Source organism: Streptomyces sp. NPDC058457 (genome assembly GCF_042720695.1).
Classification (GTDB): domain Bacteria; phylum Actinomycetota; class Actinomycetes; order Streptomycetales; family Streptomycetaceae; genus Streptomyces.
The window spans coordinates 6,330-24,800 of sequence record NZ_JBHXLU010000079.1; the positions used below are offsets into that span (position 1 = coordinate 6,330).

The window sequence follows — 18,471 nt, forward strand, 5'->3', positions numbered from 1 at the left end:
TCGTTAGCCCCCCGATCGGGGCGCGGGGCTGCATTGCATGTGCGGCTACCGCCGCGTGGGCGCGACCAGCCACGACGGCGCCGCGGACGCACGACGGCTCATGTCGGCAATTCCAGCGCAGCGCTCAGGGCTGAAGGCGGAGCACATACGTCAGCCCCGGCCGCCCGGAGAGCCGTGTCTCCCCGGTCACGGTGAATCCGGTCCGGGCCAGGACGGCCCGGGACGCCGTGTTGCCGAGGGTGGTGGCGGCCCGCAGGGTGGTCAGTCCGTAGGCGTCGACGGCGCGTCGGCACACCTCCCGTACGCCCCAGGTGGCGAGGCCCCGCCCGGCGGCCCGCTCCGCGATCCGGTACCCCAGGTCGGCACCGCCGTCCTCGACGTCCACCAGATTGACTCGCCCCAGTACCTCGCCCGCGGCCTCGACCAGCACATGGAAGTAGCAGATCCCGGCCTCCTGCTCGGCCAGCAGCGCCCGGAGCCGCTCGTCGAACCGGGCGAAGTAGTCGTCGCCGCGATCAGGGACCGTCGCCGCGAAATAGGCGCGGTTCTCCTGCTCGAAGGCGAGCAGTGCCGGGAAGTGGTCCGGGCGGAGCAACTGGAGTTCGGGCATGGGGAGGACGGTAGGCACCCCGGCCGCCGGCCCGCCAACGCATTAAGCCTTGCGCAGGTCCTTCACCCGGCGGATCTTGCCGACCGAGCGCTCCAGCGTCTCCGGCTCGACGACGGCGACCTCCACGGAGACCCCGACGCCGTCCTTGATGCCCTGGGCGATGGTCCGTACGGCGGCCTCACGGTCGGCGGGGGCGGCGTCCGGCCGCGCCTCCACCCGGACCGTCATGTGGTCCATCCGCCCGCGCCGGCTGATCTGGATCTGGAAGTGCGGGGCCACACCCGGCGTCCGCAGCACGATCTCCTCCACCTGGCTGGGGAAGACGTTCACCCCACGCAGGATGATCATGTCGTCGCTGCGGCCGGTGATCTTCTCGATCCGGCGGAAGCCGGGCCGTGCCGTGCCGGGCAGCAGCCGCGTCAGGTCCCTGGTGCGGTAACGGATGATGGGCAGCGCCTCCTTGGTGAGCGAGGTGAAGACCAGCTCGCCGCTCTCGCCCTCGGCCTGCACCTCCTCGCCCAGCGGGTCCACGATCTCCGGGTAGAAGTGGTCCTCCCAGACGTGCAGCCCGTCCTTGGTCTCCACGCACTCCTGCGCGACCCCGGGGCCGATGACCTCGGACAGCCCGTAGATGTCGACCGCGTGGATGTCCATGCGCTCCTCGATCTCGCGGCGCATCTCCTCCGTCCAGGGCTCCGCGCCGAAGATGCCGACCTTCAGGGAGGTGGAGCGCGGATCGACGCCCTGGCGCTCGAACTCGTCGAGCAGGGTCAGCATGTAGGAGGGCGTGACCATGATGATCTCGGGCCGGAAGTCCTGGATGATCTGCACCTGGCGGGCGGTCATGCCGCCGGAGGCGGGGATCACGGTGCAGCCGGCGCGCTCGGCGCCGTAGTGGGCGCCCAGACCGCCGGTGAACAGGCCGTAGCCGTAAGCGACATGGACCTTGTGCCCCGGACGGCCGCCGGCGGCCCGGATGGAACGGGCGACGACGTCCGCCCACATCGACAGGTCGTTGTCCGTGTAGCCGACCACGGTGGGGCGGCCGGTGGTGCCGCTGGAGGCGTGCACGCGCCGCACCTCGGACATCGGCACGGCGAACATGCCGAAGGGGTAGGTGTCCCGCAGGTCCGCCTTGGTCGTGAAGGGGAAACGGGCGAGATCGGCGAGGGTGTGGCAGTCGTCCGGGCGCACGCCGGCCGCGTCGAACTTCTTGCGGTACAGCTCCACGTTGTCGTACGCGTGCCGCAGCGTCGTGCGCAGCCTGGTGAGCTGGAGCGCCCGGACCTCCTCGCGGGACATCCGCTCGGCGTCGTCCAGCAGGGCCTCGGGAAGCGGTTCTCCCCGGCGGGTGCCCCTGGGCTCGGACACGGTCGCTTCGCTGCTCATTGCGGCTCCTCTTTCTGCGCGCGCAGGATGCGACTGCGGCCGCGGAACTCCGCGATCACCTCGTCGCCACGCACGACACTCACGTCGTAGACACCGCTGCGGCCGAACCGGACGCGCTCGCGTGCGGTGGCGACCAGCCCATCGCCCTCGTAGGCGGGCGCGACGAAGTCGATGTCGGCGCCGGCGGCGACCGTCACCGGCCCATGGCTGTTGCAGGCACAGGCGAACGCCGTGTCGGCGAGCAGGAACACATGGCCGCCGTGGGCGATCCGGTCTCCGTCGACCTGCGAGGCGGTCACGGTCATCCGCAGTACGGCCGTCCCCTCGCCGTGCTCCAGCAACTCGATCCCCAGCCGCCGGGACGCCTCGTCCGCGGCGAACATCGTCTCGACGGGGCCAGGTGTCGTCCCGGGTACCTGGGTCGTCATTTCCACCACCTTGTGAACCGACCGAACATTCGGTTAGCGTGCGGTTCGGCCAAGGTAATCCAGCAACACACCTGCATGTCAAGAGGCGGACTGCAGGCCGCGGAAGCGCCCGCCCCCCCTGTCCGACGCCGCCTTCGCCACCGCGTGCCGCGCCGTCCCGCAGCCGCGGCGCCCCGTCCACCCGAAGCCGAGGAGACCGCCCGATGCCCGACGTCTACCTGATCGACGGGGCCCGCACCCCGCAGGGCCGCTACGGCGGCGCCCTGGCCTCCGTACGGCCCGACGACCTGGCCGCTCTCGTCGTCGGCGAGGCCGTCCGGCGTTCCGGTGTCCCCGGTGAGGCCGTGGACGAGGTCGTCCTGGGAGCCGCCAACCAGGCGGGTGAGGACAACCGGGACGTGGCCCGGATGGCGGTGCTGCTCGCCGGACTCCCGCACACCGTGCCCGGCTACACCGTCAACCGGCTGTGCGCGTCGGGCCTGACCGCCGTGGCCTCCGCGGCCCAGACGATCCGCGCCGGCGAAGCGGACCTCGTGGTCGCCGGGGGAGTGGAGTCCATGACCCGGGCGCCCTGGGTCATGGAGAAGCCCGGCACCCCGTGGGCCAAGCCGGGGCAGGTGCACGACACCGCCCTGGGCTGGCGGTTCACCAACCCGCGCTTCACCGCCGCCGACCGCGCCGTGCCCGGGGACGCCGGACCCGAGACGGTCAAGGTCACGCTCGCCATGGGAGAGACCGCGGAAGAGGTCGCCGCCCTCGACGGCATCACCCGCGCCGACTCCGACGCCTTCGCGCTGCGCAGCCACCAGCGGGCCGTGGCAGCCCAGGAGGCGGGCCGCTTCGACCGCGAGATCGTGCCCGTACCGGTGCACGACGGCGAGGTCACCCGGGACGAGGGCCCCCGCCCCTCCACCACCCTGGAGAAGCTGGGCTCCCTGCGCACCGTCTTCCGCGCGGACGGCGTCGTGACGGCGGGCTCCTCCTCACCGCTGTCCGACGGCGCGGCCGCCCTGGTGGTGGCGAGTGCCGAGGCGGTCGAGCGGTACGGCCTCACCCCGCGGGCCCGGATCGTCGCCTCGGCCTCCGCCGGTGTCCAGCCCAACCTCATGGGTCTCGGCCCGGTCCCCGCCACCGAGAAGGCCCTGGCCCGCGCCGGCCGGCAGACCGGCGACCTGGACGCCGTGGAGCTCAACGAGGCCTTCGCCGTCCAGGCGCTGGCGGTGATCCGCCGCCTCAAGCTCGACGAGGACAAGGTCAACGCCGACGGCGGCGCCATCGCCCTCGGGCATCCGCTCGGCTGCTCCGGCGCCCGCATCCTGCTCACCCTGCTCGGCCGCCTCGAAAGGGACAACGGCCGCCATGGCCTGGCCACGCTCTGCGTCGGAGTGGGCCAGGGCGTCGCGCTTCTCGTGGAGCGGGTGTGACCATGTCGTACGACAGCCTGCTGGTCGACGAGCGAGCCGACCGGGTCGTCGTCACCCTGCACCGGCCCGAGGCCCGCAACGCCATCAGCGGCCGGATGATCAGCGAACTGCACCAGGTCTGCGAGCGGCTGGAGCGGGATCCCAAGCTGCTGCTCCTGACCGGCCACGGCGGGGTCTTCGCGGGCGGCGCCGACATCGCCGAACTGCTGGAGCGCGGCCGGGACCAGGCGCTGCAGGGCATCAACAGCCGGCTTTTCGAACGTGTCCGGCGGCTGCCCATGCCCACCCTGGCTGCCGTCGAGGGCTGGGCCCTGGGCGGCGGGGCCGAGCTGGCCTACGCCTGCGACCTGCGGATCGCCGGCCCCGGTGCGGTTTTCGGCAACCCCGAGCCCGGTCTCGGCATCCTCGCGGCGGCCGGCGCCTGCTGGCGGCTGCCGGAACTGGTCGGGGAGTCGGTCGCCAAGCAGATCCTGCTCGCCGGCCGCAATCTCGACGCCCGGGCCGCGCTCGCCGCGGGCCTGGTCATCGACGTCGTCCCCGCCGAGGAGCTGACGGCGGCGGCCCATGCGCTGCTCGACCGGATGGCCCGGTCCTCGGCCACGGCCCTGCGACTGACGAAGCTCGTCGTCGACTCGCCCGGCGCCCACCCCGTCGCGGACGACCTGGCACAGGCCGTGCTCTTCGAGGGCCGGGACAAGAGGGAGCGCATGACGCGTTTCCTGGAGAAGAACACATCCAAGAACACATCCAAGGACGCATCCAAGAACGCATCCGGAAACACGTCCAAGTACACGTCCGAGACCGCGACCGAGAGCGCGTCGGACACCGCGGAGCAGGAGAGGAGCCGCGCATGACGTCGGCACCCAGGACCGTCGCGGTCATCGGCGGCGGCCGCATGGGCGCGGGGATCGCCCAGTCCTTCGCCACCGCCGGCTCGGCCGTCACCGTCGTGGAGAGCGGGGCGGAGGCCGCCGCCGGGGCGCTGGAGCGGATCGGCGGCAGCCTGCGGCGGGCCGCGGAGCGGGGTCATCTGGCCGAGGCCGCGGAACAGGTGGCCGGACGGGTGACCGTCGTACCCACGGTGGCGGACCTGTCGCCGGAGGCCGAGCTGGTCGTGGAGGCCGTACCCGAGGACGCGGCGCTCAAGGCCCGGCTCCTGAAGGCCGCCGAGGAGGCCGTGGGCGACACCACCGTGCTGGCCACCAACACCAGCTCCCTCTCGGTGACCGACCTGGCCGCCGTCCTCCGGCGCCCGGACCGCTTCCTCGGGATGCACTTCTTCAACCCGGTGCCCGCCTCCGCGCTCGTCGAGATCGTCGTCGCCCCCGGCACCGCCCCGCACGCCGTCGAGGCCGCCCTGGCGTGGACCAGGGCGCTGGGCAAGCAGGAGGTGGTCGTCAAGGACTCGCCCGGCTTCGCCAGCAGCCGGCTCGGCCTTGCCCTGGGGCTGGAGGCGATCCGCATGGTCGAGGAGGGCGTCGCCGCGCCCGAGGCCATCGACGACGCCATGCGGCTCGGCTACAAGCACCCCATGGGCCCGCTGCGCCTGACCGACCTGGTCGGACTCGACGTACGGCTCGCCATCGCCGAGTACCTGCACGCGACCCTCGGCGACCGCTTCGCACCGCCGCAGCTGCTGCGCGACAAGGTGGCCCGCGGCGAACTCGGTCACAAGACGGGGCAGGGCTTCTACACATGGTGACCGCTGCGGGCCGGCGTGGCGCGGTACCCGCCCTTCGGTACACGGCAGGCGTGCTGCTCACCGCACTGATCGGCGCAGACTCTTGCCAGACCGGGGAGGGCGCACCTTATGATGAACCGAACGAATGGTCGGTTGGGAGTTGGTGGAGATGACTGAAGCGGCCGGCAGGGACGCCGAGCAGGATCTGGAGTCCCGTTTCGAGGCGACGATCTCGCGTGACCAGCGGATCGAGCCGCGGGACTGGATGCCGGAGGGCTACCGCAGGACGCTGATCCGGCAGATCGCCCAGCACGCGCACTCGGAGATCATCGGCATGCAGCCGGAGGGCGAGTGGATCACCAGGGCGCCCTCGCTGCGCCGCAAGGCGATCCTGTTCGCCAAGGTCCAGGACGAGGCCGGCCACGGCCTGTACCTGTACTCGGCCGCCGAGACCCTGGGCATCGACCGCGCGGACCTCACCGAGCGCCTCCTGGAAGGCCGCCAGAAGTACTCGTCGATCTTCAACTACCCGACGCTCAGCTACGCGGACGTCGGTGTCATCGGCTGGTTCGTCGACGGCGCGGCCATCTGCAACCAGGTGCCGCTGTGCCGCAGCTCGTACGGCCCGTACGCCCGCGCGATGGTGCGGATCTGCAAGGAGGAGTCCTTCCACCAGCGGCAGGGCTACGAACTGCTGATGACCATGATGCGCGGCACCGGCGCCCAGCGGGAGATGGTGCAGGACGCGGTGGACCGCTGGTGGTGGCCGTCCCTGATGATGTTCGGCCCGCCCGACGACGACTCGCCCAACTCCGCCCAGTCGATGGCCTGGAAGATCAAGCGGCACAGCAACGACGAACTGCGCCGGCGGTTCGTCGACATGACCGTGCCACAGGCGGCCAAGCTCGGCGTGACCCTGCCCGACCCCGAGCTGCGCTGGAACGAGGAGCGCGGCCACCACGACTTCGGCACCCCCGACTTCTCCGAGCTGAAGGAAGTCATCAGCGGCAACGGCCCGTGCAACGCGGAGCGGATCGAGCGCCGGCGGGCCGCCCACGAGGAAGGTGCCTGGGTGCGTGCGGCCGCCAGTGCCCACGCCGCCAAGCAGGCCGCCCGAGCCCGCGAGGAGGCAGTGGCATGAGCGACTCCGAGAACTGGCCCCTGTACGAGATCTTCATCCGCGGCAAGCGCGGCCTCAACCACGTCCACGTCGGCTCGCTGCACGCGGCGGACGACCAGATGGCCCTCACCCACGCCCGCGACCTGTACACCCGGCGCAACGAGGGCGTCAGCATCTGGGCCGTGCGCTCCGAGCACATCGCCGCCTCCACCCGGGACGAGAAGGACCCCTTCTTCGCCCCCAGCGCCGACAAGGTCTACCGGCACCCGACCTTCTACGACATCCCCGACGATGTCCCGCACATCTAGGAGCCGGCGATGAGCGACGACCACGTCTACCTGAGCCTGGCCGAGGGCCACGACGACAGCGACGCACGCTGGGCGTTCGGCACCGGCTTCGAGGACCCGCTGCACGGCGTCGACACCGCCGTACCCGAGGGCGTCGACGCCGCCGCACTGGCCGCAGGCTGCCTGGCGCTCGGCGACGACGCCCTGGTCCTGGCCCAGCGGCTCGCCGAATGGGTCACCCGCGCCCCCGAGCTGGAGGAGGAGGTGGCGCTGGCCAACATCGGGCTCGACCTGCTCGGCCAGGCCCGCCTGCTGTACGCGCGCTGCGGGCAGGTCGACGGGACCGGGCGCGGCGAGGACGCCTACGCCTACTTCCGCGACCCGGACGACTTCCGCAACGTACGCCTGGCCGAACTCCCCAACGGCGACTTCGCCTTCTCCGTCCTGCGGCTCCTGGTGTTCGCCAGCTGGCGGCTCGCCCACTTCACCGAACTGGCCTCCGCACCCGACCCGGTGCTCGCGGCGATCGCGGCCAAGGGAGTGAAGGAGCTCGCCTACCACCGGCAGTACGCCGCCGAGTGGGTCGTGCGGCTCGGTGACGGCACCGAGGAGTCCCACGCGCGGATGCTCACGGCCCTGGAGGCGCAGGCTCCCTACTGGGAGGAACTGTTCGCCGCCCACGACGTGCGCGACGCGGTGCTGGCGGATCTCCACCAGGTCCTCGACGCGGCCGGACTCCCCATGCCGAGTGCCCCGCCGGTGCCCGGGCAGGGCCGCGACGGCGACCGGACCGAGCATCTCGCCCCGCTGCTGGCCGAGTTGCAGAGCGTGGCCCGCGCCCACCCGGAGGCGACATGGTGACCGTCCTGACCGACGTCCGGCGGGCCCGGCACATCGCCGAACAGGTGCCCGACCCGGAACTTCCCATGCTCACCCTCGCCGACCTCGGCGTGCTGCGGGACGTCACCGCCCGGCCGGACGGGACGGTGGTCGCCGACCTCACCCCGACCTACTCGGGCTGCCCCGCCATGGCCGAGATGCGCGCCGGGGTCGCCGCCCGGCTGCGGGACGCCGGCTTCGGCCGCGTGGAGATCCGCACGGTCCTCGACCCGCCGTGGACCAGTGACTGGATCACCCCAGAAGGGCGCCGCAAACTCGCCGAACACGGCATCGCACCGCCCAACACCGCGCCGCGGCGCCCCGCGGGTCCCGTCCCGCTGGACCTGTCGCCGGCCCGGCGCACGGTTCCGTGTCCCCGCTGCGGATCGGCCGCCACCGAGGAGACCTCCCGGTTCGCGGCCACCTCCTGCAAGGCGCTGTGGCGGTGCCTCAGCTGCCGGGAGCCGTTCGAGTACGTCAAGGAGATCTGATGGCAGAGCTGACGGCACCGACCGCCGGTGCCCCCGCGACGACAGCCCGCCGGCGCCGCCCAGCCTTCCATCCCCTGCGGGTCGCCGCCGTCCAGCCCCTGTGCGAGGACGCGGTGGCGGTCACCTTCGACATCCCCGCGGCCCTGGCGGAGGAGTTCGCCTTCGGCCCCGGCCAGTCGCTCACCTTCCGCCGCGAGATCGACGGGCGCGACGAGCGGCGTTCCTACTCGATCTGCTCCCCGGCAGGCGCACCGCCCCGCATCGGAGTCCGCGAGGTGCCCGGCGGACTCTTCTCCTCCTGGCTGGTCCGCGAGGTACGGCCGGGCGACACCATCGAGGTCATGGCCCCGACCGGGGCCTTCACCCCCGACCTCACGGTCCCCGGCCACCACGTGCTCATCGCGGCCGGCTCGGGCATCACCCCCATGATGTCCATCGCCGAGTCGGTCCTGGCCGCCGACGACCGCTCGAAGGTGACGCTGTTCTACGGCAACCGCCGCACCGACACCGTGATGTTCGCCGACGAACTGGCCGACCTGAAGGACGAGTACCGCACCCGCTTCCAGCTCGCCCACGTCCTGTCGCGCGAACCCCGCGAGGCCGAGCTCCTCTCCGGCCGCCTCGACGGCGACCGGCTCGGCGCGCTCATCGACGGCCTGGTCGACATCGAGGGCGCCGACCACTGGTGGCTGTGCGGCCCGTACGGCATGGTCCTCGACGCGCAGAAGGTGCTCGCGGAACTGGCCGTCCCCGCCCACCGGATCCACCAGGAACTCTTCTTCGCCGACGAGCCGATCGAGCCCGTCCGGCACGAGGAGGCGGCGGCGACCGGTCCGGCCAGCGAGGTCACCGTCACCCTGGACGGCCGCTCCACCACCGCACGGCTCCCCCGCGAGAGCACCATCCTCGACGCCGCCGCACACATCCGCCCCGACCTGCCCTTCGCCTGCAAGGGAGGCGTGTGCGGGACCTGCCGGGCCCGCATCACGGACGGCGAGGTCGACATGCGCCGCAACTACGCCCTGGAACCCGCCGAGGTGGACGCCGGCTACGTCCTGACCTGTCAGTCCTACCCGGTCTCCGAGTCGTTGACGGTCGACTACGACAGCTGACGGCCCGCGGCCTCCGCCCACGGCCCCGGAATTGCGTCGCGCATCCCGTGGGGGAGCCGTTACCCTCCGCCTGACGCGTGGCGGGACAGGTGACCGCGGAGGGAGCCAGGCATGGGGACCGGCCGACTGGGCTTGCTGCTCGACCAGTTCGACTGGGCAAGGGAGGGCACAGGTACGTCTGACGGGCCTCGGCGACGAGGAGTACCTGTGGGAACCGGTACCTGGCTGCTGGGCGATCCGGCACCGCGCCGAGGCGAGGACGCCCCGGGCGTACGGTCCGGGTGACTGGGTGCTCGACCTGGGCGCCCCGGACATCCCGGCCGGCGAGTACGCCGAGATCGCCCGGCAGGCCGCGGCGGGCATGACCGTCGCCAAGATCGCCGACGACTGGAGCGTGAGCGTCGAACGGGTCGAGCAGATCCTCGACCACACGGGCCCGACGGAGCCCGACCGGACCGCGGTGACGACGATCGCGTGGCGGCTGGGACATCTGCACTCGGGCTTCGCGGGCGGATGGGAATGGACCTTCGGCGAACGCCGCCGGGATCCGCGGCAGATGGTCGACTTCACCCCCAGCGCCGCCCTGGCCCTCGACCGGTTCTGGGCGGCAGTGGACCGCTGGCGCGACAGCGTCGCCGACGTCACCGACGAACAGCTCGACACCGTCGGCTTCTCCCAGTACCCGTACGGCTCCGACCCAGACGAACCCTTCGTCGACGTAGTGTCCGGCACCAACCTCGAATTCATCCACCACATGGCCGAGATCGCCCTGCTCCGCGACCTGTGGCAGGCCCGCGGCCCCTCTCGCGCCTAGTCCTTCGGGGGCGCGGGCCGCACCAGGCCCATCACCTGCTCCACCAGCTCGTTGCTCAGGCTGGGTGTCGTCAGCGGAGGGTCGTCGGGACGCTGCCGCAGGCCGTTCAGGAGGATCTCGATGTAACGGCGCCAGATGTCGGGCCGCCGGCCCTGGGTGAACTGGGCGGCGGCGCTGAGCATCTGCTGCATGACGGGGATGTCGGAGGCGGTCACCTCCGCGCGCAGCTGCCCGCTGTCCTGGGCCCGCCGGATCAGCGCCTCCAGGTAGGGGAGCAGGCCCCCGCGGGCCGTCTCGAAGGGCTCGGAGCTGTGGCTCCCCAGCATGACCACCTCGTGCAGGCCGCGGTTCTCGGCGAGATCGGCCGTCATCGTCATGAGGAAGTCGACGAGCCCCTGCCAGGGATCGGGATGGGCGAGGGCCTGCTCCGCGGACTCCTGCCGCATCGCGAGGTCCTGCTCGAACACGGCCCGTACCAGAGCCTCCTTGGTGGGGAAGCGGCGATACATCGTGCCGACGCCGACTCCGGCGTGCTTGGCCACGTCGTCCAGGGTCACCGCCAGCCCGCGCCGGCCGAAGACCTCCCGCGCCGCCAGCAGGATCCGTTCCCGGTTGCGGGCGGCGTCGCGTCGCAGGGGGCGCTCGCCTTCCTTCGACGTGCTCTCCGGGGAACGCTCGGCCATGGGCACATCGTAGCCCTGTGGATCATGTGTGCCGAGCGGCCGTCGTCCGGGCGGCGGGGAGCGGGGCCCGCCGCCCCCTCGCTACGGCCGCCCGGGTCAGGAACCGCCGCGCTCGCGCGGGATCCTCTGACCGGCCTCGACCGCCACCGGCAGCCGGTTCTCGGCCGGCGGCAGCGGGCAGGTGGCCAGGTCCGTGTAGGCGCACGGCAGGTTCGCGGCGCGGTTGAAGTCCAGGACCACCGTGCCGTCGGCGGCGGGCGGTTCGACGGTCAGGACCCGGTTGGCGGCGTAGGTGGTGACCCCGGAGGTCGCGTCGGTGAACAGCACCGTCAGACCGCCGGGACCGCGTCCCGGGAACGCGGTCAGGGACAGCTGCAGGCCCGCCAGCTCGAACTCGACCCGGCCCGGGGCGTCGTACACGTGCTCAAGGCCCTCCACCGCGGCGCCCACGGTGGTCGGCCGCGGTTCGTCGAAGGGGACGTACCGGCCCGGCACGGCCCAGCGCGGGTCGGGAGCGTAGGCGGGTGTTCCGGTGAAGGCGGTGCGCAGCGGAGCGTCCGGGTGCCGGGGGCGCACGATGTCGTTGCCGCCGCGCTTGGCGACCTCGATGACGGCGTCGCCCCAGACCGCGTCGACGCCGGTGCGCTCGGCAAGTACGCCGAAGCGGTGTTCGCCCCGGACCGGCGTTCCGTCGACGACCAGTTCCTCTCCTTCGTCCAGGGTGACGACGACCCCGTGGGGGCCGGTGCGCCAGGCGCCGGGAGCGTCGGGGAAGCGCTGCGGCCGGTCGTCGAGCCAGTGCAGACCGGTGATGGCCAGGAACCCGTGCGGGGCGGAGATCCGGGCCTCCTGGGCGCGGTGCCAGTCCTGCCAGCTCTCGGTGAAGACCTGGGAATCCGTCGTGGTGGCCTCAGTCGTCATGCGTCCTCTTTCGTCGGGCGAGGCTCGTCAACTGCCGTGCCAGTCAGAACGGGGGTGGGCGAACCCGCATTCCGGTCCACGTGTGACAGCTTCTTGTCAGTCGTGTGACACGGGGCCCGGGTCCCGGCGCCGGGACCCGGGCCGCGGCCCGGTCGTTCAGGACGCCGGCCCCCAGGAGCTGTCGCTCGGGTGTGCCGTGCCGGGGGACGTCAGGGGCAGGTTCACGAACGACGCGGCGGCCGCGGAACGCTCGACCGTGTACACGCCGCCGGCGAGGTCGGCCAGTTGTCGTGAGGTGGGGGAGACGGGGTAGTGGAAGTCGGCGGGCGGCCCGCTGGTGAGTGAGACGCGGATGCGGTAGCCGGCCGGGATCCTCGTGAGGCTGGGCAGGAGCGAGATGTCGTACCGGGTCGTCCTGCCGGGGGTCACGGGCCGTTGTGAGGCCTGGGTGAAGGGGTGGGCGGGCTTGAGCAGCGTCCCGTTCGCGCCGTACCAGCTCTGCTCGGTGTCCACGGTGCGCCGGCTGCCCAGCAGCACGCCGTCGGCCTGCTTGCTCACCGTTCCGTCCGGCGCGACGATGCTCAGCGTCGCCGACAGTTCGGTCTCGGTCGTGGTCGCCTCGGCGTAGACGGTCACGTCGGCCGGACCGTCGAGCAGCGCCGCCCGGGTGAGCGGTGCGGTGGTGTAGGTCAGCGTGCCGTCCGGAGTGCTGGACGCGGCCCAGGAGAGCCGGTCGGCCGCTCGCCCCGCCGGCCTGGCCGCCGTGAGGTATCCGTTGCCGAAGTAGTAGGTCCGGGCCCGCGATGACAGCGGCCAGGCGGCGCTGTCGGTCCAGGAGCCTGCGCCGTTCTCGAAGAGGTGCAGCGGCGTCGACGTGTCGGCCATGCCGGTCGGCGCGCCCTTGAGCCAGGTCTCGAACCACTCCAGCCGAATGGCCTGCAGCGACGCCTCGTCGACGTGCTCGCCGTGGGTCCAGGGACCGACGATCGCCTGGTACCGGCCGGTGACGGGTTCGCCCGCCCTGATCGGAGCGGTCGCCGGCCGGCCGAAGTAGGTGTTCTGCGCGGCCACGTAGGCGCCGAGATTCCCGCCGGGGAACAGGTCCTGCCACCCGGCCTCGCTGACCGCCGGAATCCCGTTGCGCACGACCCGCGGCATGAGCTTCTGGACGTTCCGGTCCTGCCAGTAGGCGTCGTCGTACGCGCGTGAGCCGCCGTCGGCCTGCTGGGCGACGGTCACGGACTGCGGGTCGGTGGCCGGATCGTCCTCGGGACCGCGGGGCTCGGCCCGGCCGACGGCGGCCACGAAGGAGGTGGGGATGCCGCCGTCGGCCGTCAGGTCGTTGTAGAAGTCGGAGTCGGTGCAGAACGGCGCGATGGCCTTGAGCGCGGACTCCTTGCCCACGGCCGCCGCCGTGAACCACTGGTTCACCCCGAGATAGGAGCAGCCGTCCAGTCCCACCTTGCCGTCGGACCCCGGCAGGGTGCGGGCCGCCCAGTCGACCAGTTCGGCGCCGTCCTCGCCCTGCCGGTCACCGAACCAGTCGACCTGTCCGCCGGAGTCCCCCGTGCCCCGGACCGCCGAGGCCACGTAGACGTAGCCCCGCCGGACGAAGTAGGCGCCGTTGTCCGCCGGGTCGGAGCGCTGTGTGCCGTACGGATTCTGGGTCAGCAGCACCGGGAACGTGCCGGACGCGCGCTCACGGGTGTCCGGGTCCGTCGGGTAGACGATCTCTACGGCGATCCGCACACCGTCGTCCATGGCCACCGTGGTGTGCACGGGTTGGCTCACCGCGTACGAGGCCGCGGGCGGCTGCCACGCGAGGGGCTGCGCGGTCGCGGTCGCCGTCTGCCCTGCGGCCACCAGCACCAGCGCGGCCGAACTGCCGGTCAGCACCGAGACGGTGCGGGACGAACTGAACCTGTAACGGGCCTTGCTCTTCGTCATACGGGTTCCTTGCGATGGGGGATCTCCGTCTGAGCCGCGCCACGGCCATGGGTCATCGACCGAATGGTCGGTAGTTTGTGAAGCGCGCACGGGGGCTGTCAAGGTCCGCAAGAAAGGGAGAAGTGCGGCCGTCCGGAGGCTTCCGTCCGAGCTTAAGTGGAGATAATCTCTCCGCCTTGAGGTGGCCACGCCCGGCCCGGCGAAGAGCCGGCGGAGGTGGTGGGCGGAGACGGCGCGCGGCACCCGGCGCGGTGCCGACACCCTTGCGGCCGCGTGCGGAACTTGTCACGCTGGTCTTTCGCACCGTTTGCTCCAGCTCCCACCACGGCGTTCGCGAGACCGCCGGCCCCGACCAGTCCCGGCTCGATACGCACGTGCGCGCTGCTCTCCCTCCCGGCGCTGATGCGCGTACACCGCGCCCGAGCACCACAGCGACCGGCCGGACAGCCGCCGCCTCACCTGTGGAGCACACCATGGACACGAGCGAGGAGGCCGCCCGCGGCCTGACCGACATCCAGGACTTCCTGTACCAGCAGGCCCATCTACGAGCGGCACGCCGGCGCGTCTCGGACTTCGTCGCACGGGAACCGGGGCTGACCCAGGAGCAGAAGTCGGACATCGAGCGCTGGTATCTCCAGGAACAGACCTATGTCGCCCACATGGTGACCGAGCACATCGCCGCCAGCGTCAGCGCGGTGGAACACCGGCACCAGGCCCGCTTCGGACACTGGCTGCGCGGAACGCTGACCGCGATGCTCCTGATCACCGCGGCGATGGCGATCTGCGTCACCGTGGTGCTGGTCGGCGCGTCGTAGGCAGGGGAGCGAAGAGGCCGTAGGCAGGGGAGCAAATCCAAGGGGCCCGGCATGCGCGCCGGGCCCCTTCGCCGCCTACTGCTGCCGGGCGAGCCAGTCGGCGAACCGCACCTCGCCGAGGCGCGCGCCCGGACCCGGCAGGAGCGTGTCCTCCTGGAGTTCGGCACCCCAGTACGTCGCCCGCGGGTCCGTGACGATCTTGCGGGAGTCGTTCTGGGCGGCGAGCCCCATGCGGATGAACTCCTCCAGCTCGAACGCGTCCGGGCCGGCGACCTCCACCACGCCGTCCACCGGGGCGCCGACCGCGGCGTGTCCCACGGCCGCGGCCACGTCGTCGGAGACGATGGGCTGGATCCGGCCGGCGGGCAGGCGCACGGTGTCGCCCTCGGTGACCCCGTCGGCCAGCCCCTTCGCGAACTCGAAGAACTGGGTCGCGTGGACGATGGAATACGGAATGCCCGACGCCTTGATCAGATCCTCCTGGGCCTGCTTGGCCCGGAAGTACCCGCTCCCCTGGAGCCGGTCGGTTCCCACCACGGACAGCGCCACATGGTGTCCCACGCCGGCCTCGGCCTCCGCCTTCAGGATGTTGGCCGTGGAGCTCCGGAAGAAGTCCATGACCGCCTGGTCCTCGAACGAGGGGGAGTTGGACACGTCGACCACGACCGGGGCGCCCTCCAGGGCCTCGGCCAGGCCCTCGCCGGTGAGGGTGTCGACACCGGTGCTCGGCGAGGCGACCACCGCCTCGTGCCCCTGCTCGCCGAGCCTGCGGACCAGCTTCGAGCCGATGAGCCCGGTGCCACCGATCACTACGACCTTCATGACGGAATTCCTCTCGGGATCTTTCTGGTGCTTCCACTCGAAGAGACCGGGCAGCCTCCTCGCGTGTGACACGCGGCCCGAGAAGCCGGGAGAACGGCAGCCTCACCCGTCCAGCGACGCCACGTAGGGAGCCAGCTTGGCGGGGTTCATCACCCACATGAGGCGTTCGATGCCGCGCGCCGACACATCGGCGGACAGCAGGGCCACCGGGGTCCCCGAGGCCGAGACCAGGACGGCAGGCCTGCCGTTGGCCTCGACCCAGCGCACCTCCGACTGCGGCCAGAAGCGCGGGGCGAAGGCGACGAGGTACCGGGAGACGTGCGGCCGCCCGAACACGGGGATCTTCGACGCCCCGCGCATACCGCCACCGTCGGCATAGCTGACCACGTCCTCGGTGAGGACCTCCTCCAGCACCGGCAGATCGCCGTTCTGCGCCGCGGCGAGAAACACCTCGAGAAAGCGCCGGTGCTCGGCGGAGCCGACCGGTTCCCTGCGCTCCGCCGTCAGCCGCTTGCGGGCCCGGCTCACCAGCTGGCGGGCATTGGCCTCGCTCGTCTCCACGATGTCCGCGATCCGCCGGTACGTGTAGTCGAACGCCTCCCGCAGCACGTACGCGGCCCGCTCCACCGGGTTGAGCTTCTCCAGCAGGAAGAGGACCGCCATGTCGAGGGCCTCCGCGCGCTCCGCGCCCAGCTGCGGATCCCCGCTCGTGTCGACGGGCTCGGGCAGCCAGGGTCCGACGTACGACTCCCGGCGCACCCGGGCCGACTGCGTGAAGTTGATCGCCAGCCGGGCGGTCACCGTGGCCAGGAACGCGGCCGGTTCACGGACACCGGCACGGTCGGTGTTCTGCCACCGCACCCACGCCTCCTGGACGATGTCCTCGGCCTCCGCGGCGCTGCCGATCACTCGGTAGGCGATACCGAAGAGCTGCGGACGCGCCGCGATGAACTCCTTGGTCGCCCGGTCAAGGGAGTCGGCGTGGTCACCGGCGCGCATCCATGTCCTCCAGAGTCGGATCAGCATGCTACAAGCCGCCCCGGCGCCGGCCGGCGCATGTCCGGCCGGGGTGTCGGCGGCGCTGCGGAGGTCAAGGAAGAGTCGGCGGCCGGTAAAGGCGCGGGCACGTGTCGGTCTTGTCGGGCTGATGCCTGACGTGTGATGGCCGGGTGGTCATGTGGTGTTCATGTGGCGGCAGTTGGGCTGGGTCAGGGTGCGGTCGTTGTCTGCTCAGCTGCACGTCGGGAGGGCGTCATGACCACACACACAGAGTCGACAGAGGACAGATCGGCGGGGGGCCAGGAGGGACTCAGCCGTCGTCACGCGCTGGGTCTGCTGGGGACCGCGGGGGCGGGAGCCGCCGCCACCGGCCTGCTGGGGGCGGGTACGGCACAGGCCGCCCCGCTCGCCGCTCCGGCCTTCCACCTCACCGCGGACTCCTCCGGCGCGCCGCCCGTCCAGGGCCTGCACCTGACCTTCGGGGCGGACCCCCGCACCCAGATGACGGTGTCCTGGATCACGGACCGTCCGGTGACCAAGCCCGTCGTGCGCTACGGCACCCTGGAGCACGGCTTCGGCTCCAGCAAGAAGGCCCAGACCGTCACCTACGTCGACGGCACCTCGAACCGCACCGTCTACGTCCACCACGCCCCGCTCAAGGGGCTCAACCCGGACACGGACTACCTTTACCTCGCCACGCACGAGGGGGCGACCCCCGACAGCGGCACGTTCCGCACGGCTCCGCAGGGCCGCCGGCCGGTCACCTTCACCAGCTTCGGCGACCAGTCCGCCCCGCAGGTCACCTGGGCGGCCGACGGCACCGTCGGCCTGGACGCCAACTCGACGCCCGCGACGAAGGACATCGTCACCGGCATCGAGCAGGTCGCCCCGCTGTTCCACCTGCTCAACGGCGACCTCTGCTACGCCAACCTGGACGTCGACCGGGTGCGCACCTGGAACAACTTCTTCACCAACAACACCCGTTCGGCGCGCTTCAGGCCCTGGATGCCGGCGGCCGGCAACCACGAGATCGAGAAGGCCAACGGCCCGCTCGGCCTGGGCGCCTTCCAGACGTACTTCTCGCTGCCCTCCACCGAGACCGACGCCGAACTCGCCAACCTGTGGTACGCGTTCACGGCCGGTTCGGTCCGGGTCATCGTGCTCCAGAACGACGACAACTGCCTCCAGGACGGCGGCGACGTCTACATCAGCGGCTACTCGGGCGGCCGCCAGCTCGCCTTCCTGGAGAAGGAACTGAAGGCGGCGCGCTCCTCGAAGGACGTCGACTGGGTGGTCGTGGCCATGCACCAGGTCATGGTCAGCTCCTCCGACGCCAACGGCGCGGACCTGGGCCTGCGCGAGAAGTACGGCCCGCTGTTCGACCGGTACGGCGTCGACCTGGTGCTCTGCGGCCACGAGCACAACTACGAGCGTTCGCTGGCCGTGCGCGGCGTCGTGAACGGCAGCGAGACGCTCACGCCCAACCCGGTCTCCCAGGCCACCGACGACATCGACGCCGACCTGGGCACCGTGCACATGATCCTCGGCGGCGGCGGTGTCTCGGGCACCACGAACCAGAAGTTCTTCAAGGACGGCACGGGCAAGGTGATCACCGCCGTGTCGTCGACCGCCGGGTCGAACGGCAAGCGCACCTCCACCTACGTGCAGGAGAAGGCGGTGTGGGTGGGCGTCCGGGACGTCGAACACCCCTACGGCTTCGCTGCCTTCACCGTCGACCCCGGCAGGCATGCCGGTGACACCACCCGGATGCATGTCACGTACTACAACGTGAACAAGCCGAACGGCGACCTGTCGGTCTTCGAGACCTTCAGCCTGCACCGCAAGCGTTCCGACGGCCACGCCGGCTGATCGCACGACCAGCGGGAAACGCGGGCCGGGCGGCGACCGCCCGGCCCGCACCACGTTCCGGCTCGGGGCTCGCGTAGCCGCCCTCGACCCCGTCCGTCACATCCACCCCGTCCGCCGCACCGCCGGGTTCGTGCCGGTGCCGCCACGACGACGGTCTCCGGCACCGGTGTCTCCGGCCGG

General features: G+C 71.8%; 18 protein-coding genes and 1 pseudogene. 11 read left to right on the forward strand and 8 right to left on the reverse strand.

Features of this window, described 5'->3' with window-relative positions; genetic code table 11:
- Nucleotides 1–124 precede the first annotated feature (124 nt).
- Genes ACFWPS_RS40815 through paaI form a run of 3 tightly spaced genes read right to left on the reverse strand, consistent with a single transcriptional unit; the run spans nt 125 to nt 2,427 of the window.
- A complete protein-coding gene (locus ACFWPS_RS40815) occupies nt 125–610 on the reverse strand; it encodes a GNAT family N-acetyltransferase (RefSeq protein ID WP_383715450.1) in 486 nt (161 codons plus the stop codon).
- A 42-nt stretch (nt 611–652) separates the two neighbouring features.
- On the reverse strand, nt 653–1,999 hold the full coding sequence (paaK, locus tag ACFWPS_RS40820; RefSeq protein ID WP_383715452.1) for a phenylacetate--CoA ligase PaaK: 1,347 nt from the start codon (nt 1,997–1,999) through the stop codon (nt 653–655).
- The gene (gene paaI, locus ACFWPS_RS40825; protein ID WP_383715454.1) at nt 1,996–2,427 is read right to left on the reverse strand and encodes a hydroxyphenylacetyl-CoA thioesterase PaaI; all 432 of its coding nucleotides are present in this window, start codon (nt 2,425–2,427) and stop codon (nt 1,996–1,998) included. Before paaI ends, paaK begins: the two co-directional genes overlap by 4 nt.
- Nucleotides 2,428–2,630: 203 nt before the next feature.
- Between paaI and ACFWPS_RS40830 the strand changes: the two genes are divergently transcribed.
- The 9 genes and pseudogenes from ACFWPS_RS40830 (at nt 2,631) to ACFWPS_RS40870 (ending at nt 10,235) form a co-directional block, all read left to right on the forward strand.
- Nucleotides 2,631–3,851 carry a thiolase family protein gene (locus ACFWPS_RS40830; protein WP_383715457.1) on the forward strand — a complete coding sequence of 407 codons (1,221 nt, stop codon included), beginning with the start codon at nt 2,631–2,633 and terminating at the stop codon, nt 3,849–3,851.
- A gap of 2 nt (nt 3,852–3,853) precedes the next feature.
- Complete coding sequence (locus tag ACFWPS_RS40835) at nt 3,854–4,705, forward strand: enoyl-CoA hydratase/isomerase family protein (RefSeq protein WP_383715460.1); 852 nt, start codon at nt 3,854–3,856, stop codon at nt 4,703–4,705.
- Entirely contained in the window at nt 4,702–5,553 is an 852-nt protein-coding gene (locus tag ACFWPS_RS40840) for a 3-hydroxyacyl-CoA dehydrogenase family protein (RefSeq protein ID WP_383715463.1), read from the forward strand. Before ACFWPS_RS40835 ends, ACFWPS_RS40840 begins: the two co-directional genes overlap by 4 nt.
- Before the next feature lie 148 nt (nt 5,554–5,701).
- Nucleotides 5,702–6,673, forward strand: coding sequence for a 1,2-phenylacetyl-CoA epoxidase subunit PaaA (gene paaA, locus ACFWPS_RS40845; RefSeq protein ID WP_383715465.1), 972 nt, complete (start codon nt 5,702–5,704; stop codon nt 6,671–6,673).
- Entirely contained in the window at nt 6,670–6,960 is a 291-nt protein-coding gene (paaB, locus tag ACFWPS_RS40850) for a 1,2-phenylacetyl-CoA epoxidase subunit PaaB (protein WP_383715468.1), read from the forward strand. Before paaA ends, paaB begins: the two co-directional genes overlap by 4 nt.
- A 9-nt stretch (nt 6,961–6,969) precedes the next feature.
- Nucleotides 6,970–7,800, forward strand: coding sequence for a 1,2-phenylacetyl-CoA epoxidase subunit PaaC (gene paaC, locus ACFWPS_RS40855; protein ID WP_383715470.1), 831 nt, complete (start codon nt 6,970–6,972; stop codon nt 7,798–7,800).
- Nucleotides 7,794–8,309, forward strand: a complete 516-nt coding sequence (paaD, locus tag ACFWPS_RS40860) for a 1,2-phenylacetyl-CoA epoxidase subunit PaaD (protein ID WP_383715472.1) — start codon at nt 7,794–7,796, stop codon at nt 8,307–8,309. The genes paaC and paaD overlap by 7 nt, the downstream gene beginning before the upstream one ends.
- The gene (gene paaE / locus ACFWPS_RS40865; RefSeq protein ID WP_383715475.1) at nt 8,309–9,421 is read left to right on the forward strand and encodes a 1,2-phenylacetyl-CoA epoxidase subunit PaaE; all 1,113 of its coding nucleotides are present in this window, start codon (nt 8,309–8,311) and stop codon (nt 9,419–9,421) included. Before paaD ends, paaE begins: the two co-directional genes overlap by 1 nt.
- A gap of 111 nt (nt 9,422–9,532) precedes the next feature.
- Nucleotides 9,533–10,235, forward strand: a pseudogene (locus ACFWPS_RS40870) (DinB family protein).
- Here the strand turns inward: ACFWPS_RS40870 and ACFWPS_RS40875 are convergent.
- From ACFWPS_RS40875 to ACFWPS_RS40885, 3 genes are all read right to left on the reverse strand, one after another.
- Nucleotides 10,232–10,918 (reverse strand): TetR/AcrR family transcriptional regulator, encoded by a 687-nt coding sequence (locus ACFWPS_RS40875; protein ID WP_383715478.1) that lies wholly within the window; start codon nt 10,916–10,918, stop codon nt 10,232–10,234. The pseudogene ACFWPS_RS40870 and the gene ACFWPS_RS40875 overlap by 4 nt on opposite strands.
- 96 nt (nt 10,919–11,014) lie before the next feature.
- A complete protein-coding gene (locus ACFWPS_RS40880; protein ID WP_383715480.1) occupies nt 11,015–11,839 on the reverse strand; it encodes a DUF1684 domain-containing protein in 825 nt (274 codons plus the stop codon).
- Nucleotides 11,840–11,995: 156 nt separating this feature from the next.
- Nucleotides 11,996–13,786, reverse strand: a complete 1,791-nt coding sequence (locus ACFWPS_RS40885) for a CocE/NonD family hydrolase (RefSeq protein ID WP_383715483.1) — start codon at nt 13,784–13,786, stop codon at nt 11,996–11,998.
- A 473-nt stretch (nt 13,787–14,259) separates the two neighbouring features.
- On the opposite strand from ACFWPS_RS40885, the gene ACFWPS_RS40890 reads away from it, so the two are divergent.
- Complete coding sequence (locus ACFWPS_RS40890; protein WP_383715486.1) at nt 14,260–14,601, forward strand: hypothetical protein; 342 nt, start codon at nt 14,260–14,262, stop codon at nt 14,599–14,601.
- A gap of 75 nt (nt 14,602–14,676) precedes the next feature.
- Here the strand turns inward: ACFWPS_RS40890 and ACFWPS_RS40895 are convergent, their stop codons facing one another.
- Both ACFWPS_RS40895 and ACFWPS_RS40900 read right to left on the reverse strand, forming a co-directional pair.
- Nucleotides 14,677–15,423, reverse strand: a complete 747-nt coding sequence (locus ACFWPS_RS40895) for an SDR family oxidoreductase (protein WP_383715488.1) — start codon at nt 15,421–15,423, stop codon at nt 14,677–14,679.
- 102 nt (nt 15,424–15,525) lie between these two features.
- The gene (locus ACFWPS_RS40900) at nt 15,526–16,422 is read right to left on the reverse strand and encodes an RNA polymerase sigma-70 factor (RefSeq protein ID WP_383715490.1); all 897 of its coding nucleotides are present in this window, start codon (nt 16,420–16,422) and stop codon (nt 15,526–15,528) included.
- A 255-nt stretch (nt 16,423–16,677) separates the two neighbouring features.
- Here ACFWPS_RS40900 and ACFWPS_RS40905 point away from each other — a divergent pair, with 255 nt between their 5' ends.
- Nucleotides 16,678–18,291 (forward strand): purple acid phosphatase family protein, encoded by a 1,614-nt coding sequence (locus tag ACFWPS_RS40905; protein ID WP_383715492.1) that lies wholly within the window; start codon nt 16,678–16,680, stop codon nt 18,289–18,291.
- Nucleotides 18,292–18,471: the final 180 nt, after the last annotated feature.

Excerpts from the sequence above, each read along its gene's own strand:
- ACFWPS_RS40815 (WP_383715450.1), bottom strand. The coding sequence starts at position 610 with ATGCCCGAACTCCAGTTGCTCCGCCCGGACCACTTCCCGGCACTGCTC.
- paaK (WP_383715452.1), bottom strand. The coding sequence starts at position 1,999 with ATGAGCAGCGAAGCGACCGTGTCCGAGCCCAGGGGCACCCGCCGGGGA.
- paaI (WP_383715454.1), bottom strand. The coding sequence starts at position 2,427 with ATGACGACCCAGGTACCCGGGACGACACCTGGCCCCGTCGAGACGATG.
- ACFWPS_RS40830 (WP_383715457.1), top strand. The coding sequence starts at position 2,631 with ATGCCCGACGTCTACCTGATCGACGGGGCCCGCACCCCGCAGGGCCGC.
- ACFWPS_RS40835 (WP_383715460.1), top strand. The coding sequence starts at position 3,854 with ATGTCGTACGACAGCCTGCTGGTCGACGAGCGAGCCGACCGGGTCGTC.
- ACFWPS_RS40840 (WP_383715463.1), top strand. The coding sequence starts at position 4,702 with ATGACGTCGGCACCCAGGACCGTCGCGGTCATCGGCGGCGGCCGCATG.
- paaA (WP_383715465.1), top strand. The coding sequence starts at position 5,702 with ATGACTGAAGCGGCCGGCAGGGACGCCGAGCAGGATCTGGAGTCCCGT.
- paaB (WP_383715468.1), top strand. The coding sequence starts at position 6,670 with ATGAGCGACTCCGAGAACTGGCCCCTGTACGAGATCTTCATCCGCGGC.
- paaC (WP_383715470.1), top strand. The coding sequence starts at position 6,970 with ATGAGCGACGACCACGTCTACCTGAGCCTGGCCGAGGGCCACGACGAC.
- paaD (WP_383715472.1), top strand. The coding sequence starts at position 7,794 with ATGGTGACCGTCCTGACCGACGTCCGGCGGGCCCGGCACATCGCCGAA.
- paaE (WP_383715475.1), top strand. The coding sequence starts at position 8,309 with ATGGCAGAGCTGACGGCACCGACCGCCGGTGCCCCCGCGACGACAGCC.
- ACFWPS_RS40875 (WP_383715478.1), bottom strand. The coding sequence starts at position 10,918 with ATGGCCGAGCGTTCCCCGGAGAGCACGTCGAAGGAAGGCGAGCGCCCC.
- ACFWPS_RS40880 (WP_383715480.1), bottom strand. The coding sequence starts at position 11,839 with ATGACGACTGAGGCCACCACGACGGATTCCCAGGTCTTCACCGAGAGC.
- ACFWPS_RS40885 (WP_383715483.1), bottom strand. The coding sequence starts at position 13,786 with ATGACGAAGAGCAAGGCCCGTTACAGGTTCAGTTCGTCCCGCACCGTC.
- ACFWPS_RS40890 (WP_383715486.1), top strand. The coding sequence starts at position 14,260 with ATGGACACGAGCGAGGAGGCCGCCCGCGGCCTGACCGACATCCAGGAC.
- ACFWPS_RS40895 (WP_383715488.1), bottom strand. The coding sequence starts at position 15,423 with ATGAAGGTCGTAGTGATCGGTGGCACCGGGCTCATCGGCTCGAAGCTG.
- ACFWPS_RS40900 (WP_383715490.1), bottom strand. The coding sequence starts at position 16,422 with ATGCGCGCCGGTGACCACGCCGACTCCCTTGACCGGGCGACCAAGGAG.
- ACFWPS_RS40905 (WP_383715492.1), top strand. The coding sequence starts at position 16,678 with ATGACCACACACACAGAGTCGACAGAGGACAGATCGGCGGGGGGCCAG.